General features: G+C 71.8%; 16 protein-coding genes. 12 read left to right on the top strand and 4 right to left on the bottom strand.

Going from position 1 to position 19,194, the window contains the following annotated elements; all coding sequences use genetic code 11:
• Window positions 1-230: 230 nt before the first annotated feature.
• Both ACZ592_RS22935 and ACZ592_RS22930 read right to left on the bottom strand, forming a co-directional pair.
• Window positions 231-1,259, bottom strand: a complete 1,029-nt coding sequence (locus ACZ592_RS22935) for a phosphatase PAP2 family protein (protein WP_471583444.1) — start codon at window positions 1,257-1,259, stop codon at window positions 231-233.
• Between the two features lie 247 nt (window positions 1,260-1,506).
• The gene (locus ACZ592_RS22930; RefSeq protein ID WP_471583443.1) at window positions 1,507-2,655 is read right to left on the bottom strand and encodes a mannosyltransferase family protein; all 1,149 of its coding nucleotides are present in this window, start codon (window positions 2,653-2,655) and stop codon (window positions 1,507-1,509) included.
• Between the two features lie 230 nt (window positions 2,656-2,885).
• On the opposite strand from ACZ592_RS22930, the gene ACZ592_RS22925 reads away from it, so the two are divergent.
• Window positions 2,886-4,520 (top strand): MFS transporter, encoded by a 1,635-nt coding sequence (locus ACZ592_RS22925; RefSeq protein WP_471583442.1) that lies wholly within the window; start codon window positions 2,886-2,888, stop codon window positions 4,518-4,520.
• A gap of 186 nt (window positions 4,521-4,706) precedes the next feature.
• Complete coding sequence (locus tag ACZ592_RS22920; RefSeq protein WP_471583441.1) at window positions 4,707-5,903, top strand: acyl-CoA dehydrogenase family protein; 1,197 nt, start codon at window positions 4,707-4,709, stop codon at window positions 5,901-5,903.
• 45 nt (window positions 5,904-5,948) lie between these two features.
• Here ACZ592_RS22920 and ACZ592_RS22915 read toward each other — a convergent pair whose 3' ends face one another.
• Both ACZ592_RS22915 and ACZ592_RS22910 read right to left on the bottom strand, forming a co-directional pair.
• Window positions 5,949-6,398, bottom strand: a complete 450-nt coding sequence (locus tag ACZ592_RS22915; protein WP_471583440.1) for a cell division protein SepF — start codon at window positions 6,396-6,398, stop codon at window positions 5,949-5,951.
• 528 nt (window positions 6,399-6,926) lie between these two features.
• Entirely contained in the window at window positions 6,927-7,883 is a 957-nt protein-coding gene (locus tag ACZ592_RS22910) for an ABC transporter substrate-binding protein (protein ID WP_471583439.1), read from the bottom strand.
• Window positions 7,884-8,390: 507 nt separating this feature from the next.
• Here ACZ592_RS22910 and ACZ592_RS22905 point away from each other — a divergent pair.
• The 10 genes from ACZ592_RS22905 to ACZ592_RS22860 all read left to right on the top strand — a co-directional run bounded on the left by ACZ592_RS22905 (window position 8,391) and on the right by ACZ592_RS22860 (window position 19,182).
• A complete protein-coding gene (locus tag ACZ592_RS22905; RefSeq protein WP_471583438.1) occupies window positions 8,391-9,257 on the top strand; it encodes an amino acid ABC transporter permease in 867 nt (288 codons plus the stop codon).
• On the top strand, window positions 9,254-11,041 hold the full coding sequence (locus tag ACZ592_RS22900) for an FAD/NAD(P)-binding protein (protein WP_471583437.1): 1,788 nt from the start codon (window positions 9,254-9,256) through the stop codon (window positions 11,039-11,041). Before ACZ592_RS22905 ends, ACZ592_RS22900 begins: the two co-directional genes overlap by 4 nt.
• Window positions 11,042-11,057: 16 nt before the next feature.
• On the top strand, window positions 11,058-11,954 hold the full coding sequence (locus ACZ592_RS22895; RefSeq protein WP_471583436.1) for an amino acid ABC transporter permease: 897 nt from the start codon (window positions 11,058-11,060) through the stop codon (window positions 11,952-11,954).
• Window positions 11,951-12,745 (top strand): amino acid ABC transporter ATP-binding protein, encoded by a 795-nt coding sequence (locus ACZ592_RS22890; RefSeq protein ID WP_471583435.1) that lies wholly within the window; start codon window positions 11,951-11,953, stop codon window positions 12,743-12,745. Before ACZ592_RS22895 ends, ACZ592_RS22890 begins: the two co-directional genes overlap by 4 nt.
• A gap of 10 nt (window positions 12,746-12,755) precedes the next feature.
• Window positions 12,756-13,730 carry an ABC transporter substrate-binding protein gene (locus ACZ592_RS22885; protein WP_471583434.1) on the top strand — a complete coding sequence of 325 codons (975 nt, stop codon included), beginning with the start codon at window positions 12,756-12,758 and terminating at the stop codon, window positions 13,728-13,730.
• Between the two features lie 62 nt (window positions 13,731-13,792).
• Window positions 13,793-14,872, top strand: coding sequence for an LLM class flavin-dependent oxidoreductase (locus tag ACZ592_RS22880; protein WP_471583433.1), 1,080 nt, complete (start codon window positions 13,793-13,795; stop codon window positions 14,870-14,872).
• Window positions 14,869-16,170, top strand: a complete 1,302-nt coding sequence (locus ACZ592_RS22875; protein WP_471583432.1) for an NtaA/DmoA family FMN-dependent monooxygenase — start codon at window positions 14,869-14,871, stop codon at window positions 16,168-16,170. Before ACZ592_RS22880 ends, ACZ592_RS22875 begins: the two co-directional genes overlap by 4 nt.
• Window positions 16,171-16,175: 5 nt before the next feature.
• A complete protein-coding gene (locus ACZ592_RS22870) occupies window positions 16,176-16,991 on the top strand; it encodes a DUF1684 domain-containing protein (RefSeq protein ID WP_471583431.1) in 816 nt (271 codons plus the stop codon).
• Between the two features lie 237 nt (window positions 16,992-17,228).
• On the top strand, window positions 17,229-18,134 hold the full coding sequence (locus tag ACZ592_RS22865; RefSeq protein WP_471583430.1) for a S1 family peptidase: 906 nt from the start codon (window positions 17,229-17,231) through the stop codon (window positions 18,132-18,134).
• A 148-nt stretch (window positions 18,135-18,282) separates the two neighbouring features.
• Complete coding sequence (locus tag ACZ592_RS22860; protein WP_471583429.1) at window positions 18,283-19,182, top strand: slipin family protein; 900 nt, start codon at window positions 18,283-18,285, stop codon at window positions 19,180-19,182.
• Window positions 19,183-19,194 lie beyond the last annotated feature (12 nt).

Genomic DNA, 19,194 nt, shown 5'->3' with positions numbered 1-19,194 from the left:
GAGCACCTCGTGGGGCGGCCCAACTTCGAGTTAAAGGAGGTTGTGGTGACCCTCGGTTGGAGGGGCGGAGCGCCCCGCTCCCGCGACCCGCGGTGCCCTGGCCACCGGTGGCCAGGGCACGACGAAGGCCCCGGCTCCTGAACGGAGCCGGGGCCTTCCGGGTGCGGGGGATGGGCTGTGCGTACCGGCCCCCGCTGTCTGTGGGCCTGTCTGCGGGCGCTTTTCGCGGGTCAGCCGCCCGCCACCGGGCGGGCCGACGGGGTGCCTCGGGTGACGCGGTCGGTGTGCGGCGGGCGGCGGCTGCCCGCCGGGGTGACCGGGGTGCGCTCGGAGCGGGCCGTGTGCGGGCCCGGGGCGAGGTGGCCGGAGGAACGGGGGCCGCGGGCCGCGCCGACCGGCGCACGCGCGTGCGGTCCGTCGTCCGCGGCCGGGCGCTGCGGCACCATCGCGGGGGCGCCGACGGGCGCGGGGCCGTGCTCGGGCACGGTGATGACACCGGCCCTGCGGGCCCGCCAGGACTCCCGGACGCCGAAGATCACGGCCTCGACGCGGGTGATCAGCGGCTCGAACCAGGGCAGCGCGAGCAGGATGAGCAGGCCCGCGGCCCAGCCGAGGAAGACGTCGCTCAGCCAGTGCGTACCGAGGTAGACGGTGGTGAGGCCGACGCTCAGCGAGACCACCGCGGACAGGGCCGACAGATAGCGGCGGGTGCGCGGAGTGGAGGCGAGGTAGGCCAGGATTCCCCAGGTCACGACGGCGTTGGCGGTGTGGCCCGAAGGGAATATATCGCCGCCGAGGCCCATCTCGTTCGAGCCGATCGTGGTGGCGTAGTGCGGGCCGAGGCGGCCCATGCCGATCTTCGCGGCGCCCACGGTGATGTTGAGCAGCAGCAGGGCGGTGCCGAACATCAGGAGGGGGCGCAGGGTGTGCTGACGCCAGGAACGCCAGCCGAGCCAGGCCGCGACCATGACGGCGGTCGGGCCGCGCTGGCCGAGGACGACCCAGTAGTCCAGGAAGGCGTGGATCTCCGGCCACTGCTGGTAGGGCCGGAAGAACATGACCTGCCAGTCGAACCGGACCAGCCACGAGGTGACGAGCACGGCGACGACGATGGCCAGGTAGAAGGCCAGGGTCGCGCTGAAGAGCACGATCCTGTGCCGGCTCATCCTCGGCACGTCGAGGTGGGCCGGTCGTTCCGGCTCACGGTCCAGCCGGGCGAAGACCCGGTCAAGACGGGTGAGGTTTCGTTCGGTACGCACCCAATCGACGTTACAGCGAGTGAGTGCGGGACTAGGCCGAATCAGTGGCTTTGTGATGACGATGTGATGTGGGATTGATCTCAGGACGGGGTTTATTCCTGGGGATTCCCTTTCCGCGGAGAGTTCCTTGCTCAATTCGTTGATCATTTCCGGGGTCGTTTTATGACGCTTATGAATTCGTTCACCGGGTCCTGGTGTGGAATTTCCCGTTCGATCACCGGAGGCCCCGGGAATGATCATGACGTGATCAGGGCGGGCCCGAGCCGTGCAGCCAGAAGGCCCCGTAGACCGCGCTCGCCGCGGCCACCCCGCCGAGGACCAGCGCCGACCTGGACGTACGCAACCGGGCCAGCGCCACCGCGACCGGCAGCAGGAGCGGGAAGGCAGGCATCAGGAGCCGCGGCTTCGAGCCGAAGTAGCCGGCCGCGCAGAGCGCCAGTACGACGACGATCCCGCAGTAGACGAGCAGCGGCAGCGGCTGCCCGCGGCGCACGCCGAGAACGTACAGCCAGACGACCGCGGCGACCCCCACGATCAGGCCGAGGCCCGCGAGCGCGCCCGGCACGGAGGTGAACTTCTCCCCGACGAAGCGCGCGAAGGCGTAGCCGAAGTCGAAGCCGTTGCCCCAGCCCGCCTGGACGTCCAGATAGCCGAAGAGGCCGCCGCCGGTGCGGTGGCCGACCCAGAGCACGTAGGCCGCCGCGCCGACCGGCGCCAGGACGACCCCGAGGAGCATCCGCCAGTGCGCCCGGCGCTCCCGGTGGATCCGTACGGCCGCCGCCACCCAGATCGCGGCGACCACCGCCGCACCCACCGGCCGGGTCAGACCCGCGAAGGAGGCGAGCAGGCCCGCCGTCACCCAGCGCTCCGTGAGCACCGCGTACAGGGACCAGGCGGCGAGCGCGGTGAACAGCGACTCGCTGTACGCCATCGACTGCACGATGCCGACCGGCAGCACCGCCCACAGCGCGGCCGCGCAGACCCCGGCCCGGCGCCCGTGGACGTGCTCGGCCACCGCGAAGATCCCCGCCGCCGCGCAGAGCGACGCGACCCAGCTCACCACCAGCCCCGCGTCGGGGTACGAGAGCGGGCTGATCGCCGAGACGAGCCGCTCGAGCCAGGGCAACAGCGGGAAGAACGCGAGGTTCGAGTGGACGCTGCCGTCCGGCAGCGTCACCTCCCAGCCGTATCCGTGCTCGGCGACGCGGGTGTACCAGAGCGAGTCCCAGCGGGCGCTCAGCAGGGTGTGCGGGCTCTTGCCCGCCGCCGCGCCCCACACCGCGAGGACGGCGAGGCCCAGCGCGCGCACCCCGGCGTACACGAGGAGCGCGGGCGCCGCGCGGCGCAGCACGTGGCCCGCCGGGGCCGGCGAGAGGCGTTGATCAACATCAGTCACGGGCTCGATTATCGGCCGTCGGCGCAGCCGGACACCCCCACGGGGCTCGCCCGGGAGCCGTGGGCGTGGCGCACGCCACACCGCATCCGCACAACCATGAGAGGTCCGCCACGCGCCCCGGGCGGGGACTCGCGTACTCTGACGGCTCACTCGCCTTTGTCTGCGCCGCCGGAGCAGGGAGTTCACCTCCCGCAGGCCGCCGATGCGAGGGACCACTGGGAGGTACGCACATGTCCGGGACGACCACGGCCGCAGCATCGCAGGGCCGTCGGGGATCCGGGGCCGGTGCCGGGGCCAACCGCTGGGTCGTGCTGGTCGTCCTCTGCGTCAGCCTGCTGCTCGTCGCCGTCGACGCCACCGTGCTGCACGTCGCGGTGCCCGCGGTCACCGAGGACCTGAGGCCCGGCGGGATCGAACTGCTGTGGATCGTCGACATCTATCCACTGGTCTGCGCCTCGCTCCTCATTCTCTTCGGCACGCTCGGCGACCGCGTCGGCCGCAGACGCGTCCTCCTCCTCGGCTACGCCCTCTTCGGTGTCGCCTCGGCGATCGCGGCCCTCGCCGACAACGCGCAGGTCCTGATCGCGGCCCGGGCGCTGCTCGGCGTCGGCGGCGCGATGATCATGCCCGCGACCCTGTCGATCCTGCGCCAGGTCTTCCCCGACCGGCGCGAGCGGGCCGTCGCCATCGGCCTGTGGAGCGCGGTGGCCGCCGTGGGCGCCGCGGTCGGACCGCTGCTCGGCGGGTTCCTCCTCGAGCACTTCTGGTGGGGCTCGGTCTTCCTCATAAACATCCCGCTGATGCTGGTCAGCCTGCCCGTCGGACGCTGGCTCCTGCCCGAGTCGACCGGTGACGGGAACGGGCCGTGGGACGTGGTCGGCGCGCTGATGGCCGCGGCCGGACTCTTCGGGGTCGTCCTCGGCGTCAAGCGGCTCGGCGGCGGCGAGTCGCCGCTCGGCCCCACCACCCTGATCTCCCTCGTCGTGGGCGGCGCCCTGCTCGCAGGCTTCGTGCGCAGACAGCGCAGGCGCACGCATCCGCTGGTCGACCTGTCGATGTTCGCGCGGCCCGCGTTCAGCACGTCGGTCGGCTGCATCGTCCTCGCCATGCTCGCCCTCGTGGGCCTGGAGCTGATCGCCGCCCAGTACCTGCAGCTCGTGCTCGGCCTCTCCCCGCTGGAGACGGGTCTGCGGCTGCTGCCCCTCACCGTCGCGGCGATGGCCGCGGGCCTCGCTGGATCCAAGATGCTCGGCGGGCTGGGACCGCGCACGATGGTCTGCGCAGGCTTCTGTCTCACCGCGCTCGCCGTCCTCCTGCTGACCGGCATGGGCGCCCACGCCAACGACGCCCTGCTCCTCGTCGGCTTCGTCCTGCTCGGCTTCGGTCTGGAGACCACGCTCTTCGGCGCGTACGAGTCGATGCTGAGCGAGGCGCCGCCGTCCCAGGCGGGCGGTGCGGCGGCGATCGGCGAGACCTCCTACCAGCTCGGTGCGGGCATCGGCATCGCGCTGCTCGGCAGCGTCATGAACGCGGCGTACGCGCCGGGCCTGTCCTCGGTCGACGGGGTGCCCGCGGCGGACAGTGCGGCGGCGGGCCACTCGCTCGGCGAGGCGTACGAGGTTGCCGCGCGGCTCGGCGGCACGGCGGGGGACGCGCTGCGCAGTGCGGCGCGGGACTCCTTCGTGCACGGACTGCACGTGACCCTGCTGGTCAGCGCGGGGCTGCTGCTGCTCGGCGCGGTGGCGGCGCTGAAGCTGCCGCGGGGCATGGAGTGCGGGGCGCCTGCGGCGCGGGCCGAGCAGGGGGTGCCCGGTCCCCGGGACCCGGCGGCCCGGGTCGGGGTGGATTCGGCCTCTCTTCGCTGAGGGGTTTCCGGCTCTCGCCCTCGGCCTCGCTGAGGCGGCCCCGGCCTTCGGCCGGATCGTCCCCTCACCCGCCCGCCCTGTCGCGGACCCGACAGGCACACCCTGGACGTGCGGCACACTGCGTCGTAACGTCAGCGCGAGCCGTAGCTAACTACCACTGCTAGTTTTGTGTCGCCGGAGGCCCGCATGTCCGCAAGCGCCCGCACCCCGCTGCCGCCCTTCGACCCCACCGATCCCCTCGGCGTCGACGACCTCCTGGACCCGGAGGACCTCGCGATCCGTGACACCGTCCGCACCTGGGCGGCCGACCGGGTCCTGCCGCACATCGCCGACTGGTACGAGCGGGGCGAACTGCCCGGCATCCGCGATCTGGCCAGGGAACTCGGCTCCATCGGGGCCCTCGGGATGTCCCTGGAGGGCTACGGCTGCGCCGGCGCCACCGCCGTGCAGTACGGCCTGGCCTGCCTGGAGCTGGAGGCCGCCGACTCCGGGATCCGCTCCCTCGTCTCCGTGCAGGGCTCCCTCGCCATGTACGCCATCCATCGCTTCGGCTCCGAGGAGCAGAAGCAGCGCTGGCTGCCGGGCATGGCCGCGGGCGAGATCATCGGCTGCTTCGGCCTGACCGAGCCCGACCACGGCTCCGACCCGGCGTCCATGCGGACGCACGCCAAGAAGGACGGCACGGACTGGGTCCTGACCGGCCGCAAGATGTGGATCACCAACGGGTCGGTGGCCGGGGTCGCCGTCGTCTGGGCGCAGACCGACGACGGCATCAGGGGATTCGTCGTGCCGACCGACGCGCCGGGCTTCTCGGCGCCCGAGATCCGGCACAAGTGGTCGCTGCGCGCGAGCGTCACCAGCGAACTGGTCCTGGACGAGGTGCGGCTGCCCGCGGACGCCGTACTGCCCGAGGGCGCGGGCCTCAAGGGTCCGCTGAGCTGTCTCTCGCACGCGCGCTACGGCATCGTCTGGGGTGCCATGGGCGCGGCCCGCTCCTCCTTCGAGGCGGCCGTCCAGTACGCGAAGACCCGTGAGCAGTTCGGCCGGCCCATCGGCGGCTTCCAGCTCACCCAGGCCAAGCTCGCCGACATGGCGGTCGAGCTGCACAAGGGCATCCTGCTCGCCCACCACCTGGGGCGGCGCCTCGACGCGGGCAGGCTCCGTCCCGAGCAGATCAGCTTCGGCAAGCTCAACAACACCCGCGAAGCGATCGAGATCTGCCGCACGGCCAGGACGATCCTGGGCGCCAACGGGATCTCCCTCGAATACCCCGTCATGCGGCACGCGACGAACCTCGAGTCGGTGCTCACCTACGAGGGCACCGTCGAGATGCATCAGCTGGTACTGGGCAAGGCGCTCACCGGTCTCGACGCCTTCCGGTGACCGGTGCTCCGGTGACCGGACAGGGCTCCGGTGAGCGTCCTGCCCCTAGCTCTGGTTGAAGAAGCCGTCCGACGGGCGGCTGCCCGCCTCGCCGTTGACGATCTGGGTGTTCGCGGGCGTGAGCAGGAAGACCCGCGTCGCCACCCGCTCGATCGAACCGCGCAGGCCGAAGGTGAGGCCTGCCGCGAAGTCGACCACGCGCTTGGCGTCGGTGGGCTCCATGGCCGTGAGGTTCATGATGACCGGGACGCCGTCCCGGAAGAGCTCACCGATGCCGCGTGCGTCCCGGAAGCTGTCCGGGGTCACGGTCCCGATCCGGCGGCCCTCCTCCTCGGCCGTCTCGCTCGCCACCCGCACGCGCGGGTCGGTGACCCAGGCCTCCGGCTGGTCGGGGCCCTCGCTCCGGTCGTCGTCGTAGCCGTCGTCGTAGTAACGCTCGTCGTTGTTGTCGTCGACGAGGCCAAGCCAGGCACTCGCCTTGCGCACCGATCCCATGGACGCCTCCTCTCGCAGCGGTTTCCCTGCTTTCCGCGTTCCTATCGTCGTCCATGATGCGGATGCTGCGCCAAGTGGATAGTCGCCGCGCGGGGGTTTCGTGACGGTACTGGTGCAGAGTCAACACGCCGATGTGCGTTGTGCTCCAAGGGTCGTGCTGTGTACGGCTGCTGACAGTGAGTGAAATATGATTCTTCACGGCGTACGGGTGACGAGGGGTGCGTACGGGTGAACGGACCCTCGCCGCGATGCCGGAGTTGATCGGATCCGGGCCGCTCGGGGGAGTCGCGTCCCGCGTCGTCACGGACTACGACGGGCTCGCCATCCCGGTTCTGACGGAGGCTCAGGCTGAGCGGCCGAGCGGCTGAGCGGCTGAGCGGCCGAGCGGCTGAGCGGCCGAGCCGCCGCCCGGTCGACCGGGCGGCGGCGACCCGTACGGAGGCGGTACGCCCGGCAGCCGCGGCTTCTGGGCCGCGTGTGCCGTTGCCGCAGGTGCGACTACGGGCCCAGGGGAGGGCCCAGGGGGTGTCAGTCCTTGATCTCCGGGGGCGAGATCTGCGACTTCTCGATGGCCGAGCCGGTGGTGCCCCACTTCTTCAGGATGCGGTCGTACGTCCCGTCCTTGATCAGACGGTCGACCGCGGCCCGGAACGCGGGCGCCAGCTTCGTGCCCTTCTTGAAGGCGAAGCCGACGTCGAGGCGGTGGTACTCGCCGAGGAACTTCAGGCCCTCCTGCTGCCGCACGGCGTAGCGCAGGCCGTTGATGGTGGACATCACCACGTCGGCGCGGCCCTGCTGCAGCGCGGCCCAGATCGCGCCCTGCTCGGCGTACGTCTTCACGCTGTACGGCTTCTTGCCCGCCTCCTCGCAGACGTGCTTGTTGTCCTCCAGCGTGACCTCGAAGGTGGTGCCCGCGCCGGTCGCCACGTTCAGGCCGCACAGCTGCTCGAAGTCGGTGACCTTCTTCAGCTTGCTGTCCTTGCGGACGGCGAAGCCCTGGCCGTCGTTGATGTACGTGACGAAGTCGATGGTCCTCCGGCGCTCGTCGGTGACGCCGAAGTTGCCCGTGCCCAGGTCGTACTTGCCACTGCCCAGGGCCGGCAGGATCGCCTCGAAGCTCGCGGCCTCCCGCGTCAGCTTCAGGCCGAGCGTCTTCGCCACCGCGTCCGCGAAGTCGATGTCCTGGCCGACGATCGTCCTGCCGTCCTCCAGGTAGAGGGCGCCGGGCGGGGTGCCGCCGACCGAGGAGGCGATGCGGAGCGTGCCGCGTTCGCGCACGTCCGAGGGCAGCAGACGTGCCGCCGCCGCGTCCTTCTTGACGGAGGAGACCACGTCCGCGGTGGGAATCTCGCCGCTCTTGCCCGCGGGGGCGGCGCCCGCCGCGGTGTCCGCGTCGCCGGAACCGCAGGCGGTCAGGGCGAGGGCGGCGGCGGTGATCAGGGCGAAGGCCGCCGTCAGGCGGCGGGACTGCGGGGGCGTGCTCATGGCGTGACGGTCTCCAGCTCGGCAGGGCAGGGCGAAGCGGTCGTACGAGGGGAGGGGTGCCGTCGCCCGCGAAGGACGGGGCGGCGAAGTGCGCGTGTGAAGGCGTGGGCAACGGCGTGCGGGCGCACGGCCGTCGCGTCAGGAGAGCGCGAGGAGCCCGACCCGGGCAGGAGCGAGCGGGCCCGGCGGTCGCCGGACGGGCTCAGGTGCTCAAGGGCGCGGAGAGTGCAGGGGGTCGGCTCAGGAGGACATCAACAAGACGCCGACCACACTCGACCGAAGTCGATGTGGGAGCGCGTGACCAGCCACTGCTGCGGATGCATGGGCCAAGTGGAACAGGCATCCGTTTCTGCGTCAACTGCCGTGAGACGTACGGCTCACATCCTGGACAGCCTTGACAGCGCACGTGAACCGCCCCGTAATCTCGATGGCGGATCGTGCTGAGGGGCTCGGTCCATGTGAAGGCGTCACCCGTGTTCGATCTTCTGTATCCACGGAGCCTTCCGCATGTCTTCCGACACTCTCGCCAAAGTCGCGACCGCCCCTCCGCCCCCGGATCCCGCCGAACTCGCCGACGCGCCACGCATCGTGCCCCGGCCCCGCGTCGGGCAGTGGACGGCGGCCGTCGCCGTCCTGGTCCTGCTCGCGCTCGCCGCCAACTCCGTCGTCCGCAACGAGGCGTTCCAATGGGATGTGGTCGCCGACCACTTCACCTCGGCGTCCGTGCTCCGCGGCCTCGGGCTCACGCTCTGGCTGACCGCCCTCGTCATGGTGCTCGGCTTCGCGCTGGGCACGCTGCTCGCCGTGGGCAGGCTCTCCGCCAACCCCGTGCTGCGGTCGGTGAGCTGGGGATACGTCTGGTTCTTCAGGTCGATGCCGATCCTGGTGCAGCTGCTCTTCTGGTTCAACATCGGCGCGCTGTACCCGCAGCTGTTCGGCGTGAAGACGGTCAACCTGCTCGGCCCGGTCACCATCGCCATCATCGGACTCACCCTGCACGAGGCCGCGTACGCCGCCGAGGTGGTGCGCGGCGGGATCCTCTCCGTCGACCGAGGCCAGGTCGAGGCTGCGCAGTCGCTCGGGCTCGGCCGGTGGCGCAGGCTGCGGCGGATCGTCCTGCCGCAGGCCATGCGCTCCATCGTGCCGCCGGCCGGGAACATGCTGATCGGCACCCTCAAGGGCACCTCGATCGTCTCCGTCATCGCCGTGCAGGACCTGCTCTACTCCGTGCAGCTCGTCTACCACCGCACCTACCAGGTCATCCCGCTGCTCATGGTCGCCACCATCTGGTACGTCGTGGTCACCTCGGTGCTCAGCGTCGGCCAGTACTACGTCGAGCGGCACTACGCGCGCGGCTCGGAGCGTGCGCGATGAGCCCGGCGGGGGAGCGGTCCCGCCCCTCCCTGGTGATCGTGGGCGCCGGCCCGCGCGCCACCGGAATCCTGGAGCGCATCGCCGCCAACGCGCCTGAGACGTACGGCGCTTCGGGGGCGGGCGCGGCGCGGGAGCAGGGGTTCGACATCCACCTCGTCGACCCCTATCCGCCGGGCGGCGGGCGCATCTGGCGGCACGACCAGTCGCCGTTGCTCTGGATGAACTCCCAGGCCCAGGACGTCACCATGTTCACCGACGAGACCGTGGAGGTGACGGGCCCGGTCCTGCCGGGCCCCGCCCTGCACGAGTGGTCCGGGCGCGACGGGCGGGACTTCCTCGGCCGCCGCGAGCAGAGCGCCTACATGCGCTGGGTGTACGAGAAGGCCGTGGCCGCCCTGCCCGAGGGCGTCGTCGTCCACCACCACGCCCGCAGGGCGCTGCGCGTGACCGGTGGGCGCGACACGCGCCAGGACGTGCTCCTCGAAGGCGCCGACCAGCCCCTCGCCGCCGACCTCGTCATCCTCGCCCAGGGCCACCTGGACGCCGAACTCGACGACGAGCAGCGGGAGCTGGCCGCCTACGCCGAGCGCAACGGGCTCGTGCACCTGCCGCCCGACTTCACCGCGGACAGCGACCTGTCGCGGCTCGCGCCCGGCGCTCCCGTCCTCGTGCGCGGCTTCGGCCTCGCCTTCGTCGACCTGATGGTGCTGCTCACCGAAGGGCGCGGCGGACGGTACGAGGGCGACACGTACGTGCCCTCGGGGCGCGAGCCCGTCCTGTACGTCGGATCGCGGCGGGGCGTCCCGTACCACTCGAAGATCGGCTACGACTGGGCGGGCGAACGGCCGCCGCTGCCCCGCCATCTGGGCCCGGCCCAGATCGACGCACTCCTCGCCCTTCCCGGCGGGATCGACTTCCGGCGGGACCTGTGGCCGCTCATCGAGAAGGAGCTCGGCTTCGCCCACTACCACCGCCTCTTCACCGCCCACCCCGAACGCACCCGCACCGCCTGGACCGACTTCGACGAGAAGTACGGGGCCTGCGAACCCGGCAGCCCCGAACTGGACGCCCTCGTCGCCTCCGCCGTGCCCGACCCCGCCGACCGGCTCGACCTGACGGCCCTCGACCACCCCCTGGACGGGGTGCGCCACACCTCCTACGAGGCGTTGCAGGACGGACTGCGCGGCTACATCGCCGACGACCTCGCCCGCAGGCACGACCCCGCGCACAGCCCCGACCTCGCCGTCTTCCTCGGACTGCTCTCCGTGTACGGACAGGTGGTGCGGCTCGGCGACATCGGAACGTGGTGGCACGGCTTCTTCAGCTACCTCGCGTCCGGGCCGCCCGGGCCGCGGCTGCGGCAACTGCTCGCCCTCTCCCGCGCCGGCGTCGTACGGTTCCTCGGCGCGGACGTACAAGTGCGGGCCGAGGACGGCGTGTTCCGCGCGCACAGCCCCACCCTGCCCGGGCAGGTCACCGAGGCCCGCGCCCTCGTCGAGGCGCGGCTGCCGCAGCCCACGCTCGCCCGCACCCGCGACCCGCTGCTGCGCGCCCTGCACGCCGAGGGAGCCGCGTCGACCGCGGCGGGACTCCTCGCCGTCGATCCGGCCGACGGCCGGGTGCTCGACCGGGCGGGCGCGCCGCATCCGCGCCGCTTCGCGCTCGGCCCGCACACCGACGCGCGCGGCGCGGGCGCCTTCACCCGGCCGCGGACCAACAGCCCCACCTTCCGGCAGAACGACGCCACCGCACGCGCCGTACTCGACTTCCTGCGCACGACCTGAGCCCCCGAGGAACCTCATGTCTTCCCTGACCAGTGATCCACCCCTGAGCAAGGGCGACCCGGCCCCCGCTCCGCCCGCCGACGACTACGCGGCGCTCCAGGTCGTGCCCGTGCGCCATCCCTGGCGGTGGGCCGCCGTCGCCGCGACCGCCGTCCTGGTCGCGCAGTTCGCGCACGGACTCGTCAGCAACGCGGCCTGGGAATGGGAGGTGTTCGCCGAGTTCTTCACCGCCGACGTGATCCTCAAGGCGGTCTGGGTCACCCTGCAGCTCACCTTCTACGGCACGGCTCTCGGCTTCGCGCTCGGCGTCGTCCTCGCCTTCATGCGGCTCTCCGCGAGCCCCTTCCTCAAGTCGGTGGCCTTCGCCTACATCTGGGCGTTCCGCTCGATCCCGCTCATCGTGCAACTGCTCTTCTGGTTCAACCTCGCCTACCTCTACAAGGAGCTGCAGTTCGGCATCCCGTTCGGGCCGGGCTTCTTCTCCTTCGACACCATGGGGCTCGTCGGCGCGATGAGCGCCGCGGTCCTCGGACTGGCCCTGCACCAGGCGGCGTACGCGGCCGAGATCGTGCGCGCGGGCGTGCTCGCCGTCGACGGCGGACAGCTGGAGGCGGCCGCGGCCCTCGGCATCCCGCGGCTGCGGCAGTTGCGCAGGATCGTGCTGCCCCAGGCGATGCGGTCGATCCTGCCCAACGCGGCCAACGAGATCATCTCCCTCTTCAAGGGCACCTCGATCGTCTCCGTCATGGCGATCGGCGAACTCTTCTACCAAGTGCAGGTCATCTACGGCCGCAACGGCCGGGTCGTGCCGCTCCTGATGGTCGCCACCGTCTGGTACATCCTCCTGACCAGCGCGCTCTCCGTTCTCCAGCACTACGTCGAACGTCACTTCTCGAAAGGCTCCACGCGATGAGCGCGCAGACCGCGGACCCGGTGTCCGCCACCCCTCCCATGGTCGAACTCCGCTCCGTCCACAAGTCGTTCGGCACCCTGGAGGTGCTGAAGGGCGTCGACCTCCAGGTCGGCAAGGGCGAGGTCACCGTCGTCCTCGGCCCGTCCGGGTCCGGCAAGTCCACCCTCCTGCGCACCATCAACCACCTGGAGAAGGTCGACGGGGGCTGGGTCAGCGTCGACGGTTCGCTCGTCGGCTACCGGCGCTCCGGCAACAAGCTGTACGAGCTGCGCGAGCGCGAGGTGCTCAAGCAGCGCACCCGGATCGGCTTCGTCTTCCAGAACTTCAACCTCTTCCCGCACCTGACCGTCCTGGAGAACGTCGTCGAGGCGCCGGTCGCCGCCCTGAAGAAGCCGCGCGCCGAGGCGGCGCGGACCGCGCGCGAGCTCCTGGCACGCGTCGGCCTCGCCGACAAGGCCGACGCCTACCCCAAGCACCTCTCCGGCGGTCAGCAGCAACGCGTCGCCATCGCCCGCGCGCTCGCCCTGGAGCCGAAGCTGCTCCTCTTCGACGAGCCGACGTCGGCGCTCGACCCCGAGCTGGTCGGCGAGGTCCTCGACGTCATCAAGGACCTGGCCCGGCAGGGCACCACGATGATCGTCGTCACCCACGAGATCGGCTTCGCCCGCGAGGTGGCCGACACCGTCGTCTTCATGGACGACGGCCGCGTCGTGGAACAGGGCGCCCCCGCCGACGTACTCGACAGGCCGCGGCACGACCGCACGCGCGCCTTCCTCTCCAAGGTCCTCTAGGAGCCCCCGCATGCACTCCCGACGCACCGCCCTCGCCGCAGCCCTTGCCCTGCTGACCGCCGCGCCGCTGCTCAGCGCCTGCGGAGGCGACAGCGACGCCGCGACCGGCGGCGGCAGATCCGGCACCAAGAAGGTCGGCACCGTCAACATCGGGCCCGACCAGCACCGCGTGCGCGGCAAGAAAGTCGCGTCGGTCGCGGCCCTCGTCCCCGCCGGGGTACGCGGACGCGGGACGCTGCGGCTCGGCGGCGGCGCCGACTCGACCGCACCGCTCGGCTTCTACGCCACCGACGACAAGACCCGCATCGGCTCCGAGGTCGACCTCGCGATCCTCGTCGCCGACACCCTCGGCCTGAAGCCCACGTTCCAGCAGGTCTCCTGGGAGAACCTCTTCGTCGGTCTGGACAGCGGGAAGTTCGACGGCGTCTTCGGCAACGTCACGGTGACCGAGGAGCGCAAGGAGAAGTACGACTTCGCGACGTACCGCCTCGACAACATCGCCTTCGAGGCGAAGAAGGACGTCGACTGGCAGGTGAAGAAGCCCGCCGACGTGGCGGGCAAGTCCGTCGCCGTCTCCTCCGGCACCAACCAGGAGAAGATCCTCCTCGACTGGAGCAGGCAGAACGAGAAGGCCGGACGCGAGCCGGTCGACATCAAGTACTTCCAGAAGGACTCCGACTACTACCTGGCGCTCCAGTCGGGCCGCATCGACGCCTACCTCGGCCCCCACCCCTCGGCCGCCTACCACGTCGCCTCCGCCGGCCAGACGAAGATCGTCGGCAGGCTCTCGGGCGGCGGCGAGGAGATCCAGGGGGAGATCGCCGCCACCACGAAGAAGGGCAGCGGCCTCGTCGACGCTTATGCCGCCGCGCTCAACCACGTCATCAAGGACGGCAGTTACGCGAAGGTCCTCAAGCGGTGGGGCCTGTCGAGCGAGGCCGTGCCGACGTCGCGGATCAACCCGCCGGGCCTGCCCAAGCCGTAGCGCCGGATCACATCGTTGGGGCGCCGCCGTCGCGGCACAGAGCGCCCCGGAAAGGTTTGCTGATGACCGGACCCATCGGCCGCGGCCCCCTCCACCTCGCCGCCGCCATCGACCAGACCGGCAGTCAAGACCCCCGCACCTACGAGGAGTTGGCGCTCCTCGCCGAGCGCGGCTCGCTGGACTTCGTGACGCTCGGGGACTCCTTCGCGCGCCCCGGCCTCGACGCGCTCGCCGTCGCCGCGCGACTCGCGCCCGGCACCGGACGCGTCGGACTCGTGCCGACCGTCACGACCACGCACACCGAGCCGTTCCACGTGCAGGCCGCCGTGGCGACCCTCGACTGGGTCAGCCACGGGCGGGCCGGCTGGGCGGTCGACGTGTCGACGACCGAGGCCGAGGCCCGGCTCTTCGGGCGGCGCGCCGCGGCACCCCGCGAGGAGCTGTGGGCGGAGGCCGGCGAGGTCGCCGACGTCGCCGCCCGGCTGTGGGACAGCTGGGAGGACGACGCGGAGATACGGGACGTGGCGACCGGCCGCTTCATCGACCGGGACAAGCTGCACCACGTCGACTTCGAGGGGCGCGCCTTCTCGGTGCGGGGTCCCTCCATCGTGCCGCGCCCGCCGCAGGGCCACCCGGTGCGGGTCGTCGACGCGACCCCGCCGCAGGCCCGTGAGACCGCCGCCCGGCACGCGGACGTCGCCCTCGTGCGGGTCGCGTCCGCCGAACGCGCGGACGCCGCACGCGCCGAACTGCGTTCCCTCGCCGCGCGGTCCGGCCGCGACCCGCAGTCGCTGCGGGTGTTCGCCGCGCTCGTCGTCGACCTGGGCGGCGGGGAGCATGCGGCGGAGCCGGGGCACGGGGGCGGCCCGCTGCCCACCGCCGAGGGCCCCGCCTACCGGGGCGGGCCCGTCGACCTGGCCGACCTGATCGCCGACTGGCACCGCGCGGGTGCCGTCGACGGCTTCCACCTCACGCCCGTCGAGCCGCGCCGTGACCTGGAGCGGCTCGTCAACGGCACCGTCGCGCTGCTCCAGCACCGCGGCCTGTTCCGCACCTTCTACCCGGGCAGCACGCTCCGCGAGCACCTGGGACTCGCCCGGCCCGCCAACCGGTACGCCGCCCTCGTGGGGGAGCCCTCATGACCCAGCGACCCAAACAGGTGCACCTGGCGGCCCACTTCCCGGGCGTCAACAGCACCACCGTCTGGTCCGACCCCAGGTCCCGCTCGCACATCGACTTCTCGTCCTTCGCCTCGCTCGCCCGGACCGCCGAACGCGGTCTCTTCGACTTCTTCTTCCTCGCCGAGGGGCTGCGCCTGCGCGAGACCAAGGGGCGCATCCACGACCTGGACGTGGTCGGGCGGCCCGAATCGCTCACCGTGCTGACCGCGCTCGCCGCCGTCACCGACCGGCTCGGCCTCGCGGGCACCGTCAACGCGACCTTCAACGAACCCTACGAACTGGCCCGCAGGTTCGCCTCCCTGGACCACCTGAGCGCGGGCCGCGCCGCCTGGAACGTGGTCACGACCTCGGACGCCTTCACCGGCGAGAACTTCCGGCGCGGGGGCTACCTCGACCGGGCCGACCGCTACACCCGGGCTGCCGAGTTCCTCGCGACGGCCCGCGAGCTGTGGGACTCCTGGACGCCCGACGGGCGGCAGCGGCCCTTCGCCCACCACGGGCAGCACTTCTCCATCGAGGGCGAGTTCACCGTCCCGCGCTCCCCGCAGGGCCACCCCGTCGTCATCCAGGCCGGGGACTCGCCGGAGGGCCGCGAGTTCGCCGCGTCGGCCGCCGACGTGATCTTCACGCGGCACGGCACACCCGAGGCCGGGCGGGAGTTCTACGCCGACGTCAAGGGCCGGCTCGCCGCGTACGGGCGGGAGCCCGACGACCTGAAGATCATGCCCGGGGTCACCTACGTCCTCGGCGACACCGCGGCCGAGGCGCAGGAGAAGGCCACCGAGATCCGCCGCGCGCAGGTCTCCCCGCAGAACGCCATCCTCGCCCTGGAGCAGGTGTGGGGCGTGGACCTCTCCGCGTACGACCCGGACGGGCCGCTGCCCGACATCGACCCCGACCCCACCTCCGAACTCGTCCAGGGCCGGGTGCGGATCGCCGACCCCTTCGCCGTCGCCGCGAAGTGGCGCGCCCTGTCCGAGGCCAAGGGGCTCTCCATCCGCCAGACCGTCATCGAGACCACCGCCCGCCAGTCCTTCATCGGCACCCCCGACAGCGTCGCGGCCGACCTGGTGGAGGCCGTCCGCACCGACGCCGCCGACGGCTTCATCCTGGTGCCGCACCTCACTCCCGGCGGGCTCGACGACTTCGTCGACCGGGTGGTGCCGCTGCTCCAGGAGCGCGGCGCGTACCGCACGGAATACCGGGGCGCGACCCTGCGCTCCCACCTCGGGCTGCGTGAGCCCGTAGGGAAGGATTGATCACCATGAGCACCGAGAACGACGGCGCGGGCCGTACCGCGGACCCCGCGCAGGAGTGGAAGCACTGGCACGAGCAGCGGACGGAGGCGGTGTCCGCCCCCTACGGGCCACTCTCGCTCACCGGCACGCACTGGCTCTCCGACCACCCGGAGGGGCACCTGCCCGGCATCCCCGGGCACTGGGCCGGGACATCCGACGCGGTCGTCCTGACCGCGGGCCCCGACGACGGCCTCGCCCTCGACGGCCGGCCCCTCAGCGGAGAGGCCCGGCTCGACGTCGACCCGGGCCCGGTGGCAGGCGCCCGCGTCGCGCACGGGGACCGACGGCTCGTCGTGCTGCGGCGCGAAGGGCTGTGGGCCGTGCGCGACTTCGACCCGGACGCCACCGCGCGCCGCGCCTTCCGAGGCATCGAGGCCACCGCGTACGACGCGCGCTGGTCCGTGCCCGGGAGGTTCGTCCCCTACGGCGAGGACCGCACCGTCACGGTCGGCAACGCGGACGGCAAGGAGCGCGGCCTCGGCATCGGCGGCGAACTCTCCTTCCGGCTCGGGGGAGTCGAGCACACGCTCCGGGTGAGCGTGGAGGGGGACGGCTCCCTGTGGGCCGTCTTCGCGGACGCCACCAGCGGGGCGACCAGCTACCGCTTCCGTTTCCTGCGGCCCGCCGCGCCCGACCCCGACGGCCGCACCACCGTCGACTTCAACCGCGCGCTGCTGCCCCCGTGCGCCTTCGCCGACCACTTCCTGTGCCCCTTCCCGCCGCCCGGCAACACCCTGGTCACCGAGATCGCGGCGGGAGAGCGGAACCTTCGCGAGAGCTGAGACGTCGGAAAGGAGAGCCCCGGTGGCGTACGACAGGTACGAGACCCACCGGGGCCGGTCGACGTGTATCGGTCGGCGGCCGAAAGGCGCCCTTGTGCGGCTCGTGCCCACCCCCCAATACTCCCGAGCAGCGCTTGTCAGGAGCACGGCATATCCGGAATCCGGGCTTGCTCTTTGGCTGCGCCTCACGGGTCTTCAACCCACAAAGACCCACTGACTTCCCTCGGGAGGAACTACGTGAGGATCAAGCGCACCACCCTTCGCAGTGGTACAGGGAGACACGTCCGTCTGCTGGCCGTGGCCACCGGACTCGTGGCCGCCGGGGCGCTCGCCGTGCCCGCCGCCACCGCGCAGGACGGCACCGCGACCTTCAGCGCCTCACAGCTGGAACGAGCCAGTGACGCCGTGCTCGGCGCCGATGTCGCGGGCACCGCCTGGGGCGTCGACCCGAAGACGAAGCAGGTCGTGGTCACCGCCGACAGCACGGTCTCCCGGGCCGAGATCGCGCGGCTCAAGGATGCGGCGGGGGCCAACGCCGACGCCCTGAAGATCGAGCGCACGCCGGGCACGTTCCAGAAGTACATCTCGGGCGGCGACGCCATCTACGCGAGCAGCTGGCGCTGTTCGCTCGGCTTCAACGTGCGCGACAGCGCGGGCGCCTACTACTTCCTGACCGCCGGTCACTGCACCGACGGCGCGACCACCTGGTGGTCCAACTCGGCGAAGACCACCGTGCTCGGCACCACGTCGGGTTCGAGCTTCCCGACCAACGACTACGGCATCGTGCGGTACACCAACAACTCGGTCACCAAGTCCGGCACCGTGGGCAGTCAGGACATCACCCGCGCCGCCGACGCCACCGTCGGGCAGAACGTCACCCGGCGCGGCTCCACGACCGGGATCCACAGCGGCCGGGTCACCGCGCTGAACCAGACCGTCAACTACGGTGGCGGCGACGTCGTCTACGGCATGATCAAGACCACGGTCTGTGCCGAGCCGGGCGACAGCGGCGGTCCGCTCTACGCGGGCTCCACCGCCCTCGGCCTGACCTCCGGCGGCAGCGGCAACTGCTCGTCGGGCGGCACGACCTTCTTCCAGCCGGTCACCGAGGCGCTGCGCGCGTACAACGTGAGCGTCTTCTGAGTTCGTAGCCGACAGCGTGTGGGCCCCCGTCCGAACACCGGCCGGGGGCCCGTCCTTGCCTCCCGTCCCCCCTCTCCCTTTGTGTCCGGCGCGGGGCTACCGTCGAAGAGAACGCCCAACACGCCCAATTCGGACCCTGGGGGCCGGCATGGTCGAGGAGCTGGTGGCGGCGGGAGTGACCGTCGGGTCTTTCGGAGTGGTCTACGCGATGGCGGCGGCGCGCGTGGTCAAGCAGTACGAGCGCGGCGTGGTCCTGCGCCTCGGAAAGCTCCAACGCGCCGTGCGCGGACCGGGGTTCACGATGGTGATCCCGGGCTTCGACCGGATGCGCAAGGTCAACATGCAGATCGTGACGATGCCCGTGCCCGCGCAGGACGGCATCACGCGGGACAACGTGACGGTCCGCGTCGACGCGGTCATCTACTTCAAGGTGGTCGATGCCGCGGAGGCCGTCGTGCAGGTGGAGGACTACCGGTTCGCGGTCTCGCAGATGGCACAGACGTCGCTGCGTTCCATCATCGGCAAGAGCGACCTGGACGACCTGCTCTCCAACCGGGAGAAGCTCAACCAGGGCCTGGAGCTGATGATCGACTCGCCGGCGATCGGCTGGGGCGTGCAGATCGACCGCGTCGAGATCAAGGACGTGTCGCTGCCGGAGACGATGAAGCGCTCCATGGCCCGCCAGGCCGAGGCCGACCGGGAGCGGCGCGCCCGCGTCATCAACGCCGACGCCGAACTGCAGGCGTCCAAGAAGCTCGCCGAGGCCGCCCACGAGATGTCCGAGGAACCCGCGGCCCTTCAACTGCGTCTTTTGCAGACGGTGGTGGCCGTCGCCGCCGAGAAGAACTCCACCCTCGTCCTGCCTTTCCCGGTGGAGCTGCTCCGCTTCCTGGAGCGGGCCCAGCCGGCCCCGCCGCCGCAGCAGCAGTCGGCCCCGCCGCGGCAGCCGGCCCCGGCGGAGCCCGTGAAGCGGCTGGATCCGGAGCCCGCGAAGCTGCCGGATTCCGGAGCGCGGGACACGGAAGCCGGAGAACCCGGCCCCGCCTGAGGGGCGATATCA

Source organism: Streptomyces sp. NPDC040622, assembly GCF_055593965.1.
Note: the sequence above shows the minus strand (reverse complement) of the source record. Positions and strands in the feature narration are given on the sequence as shown.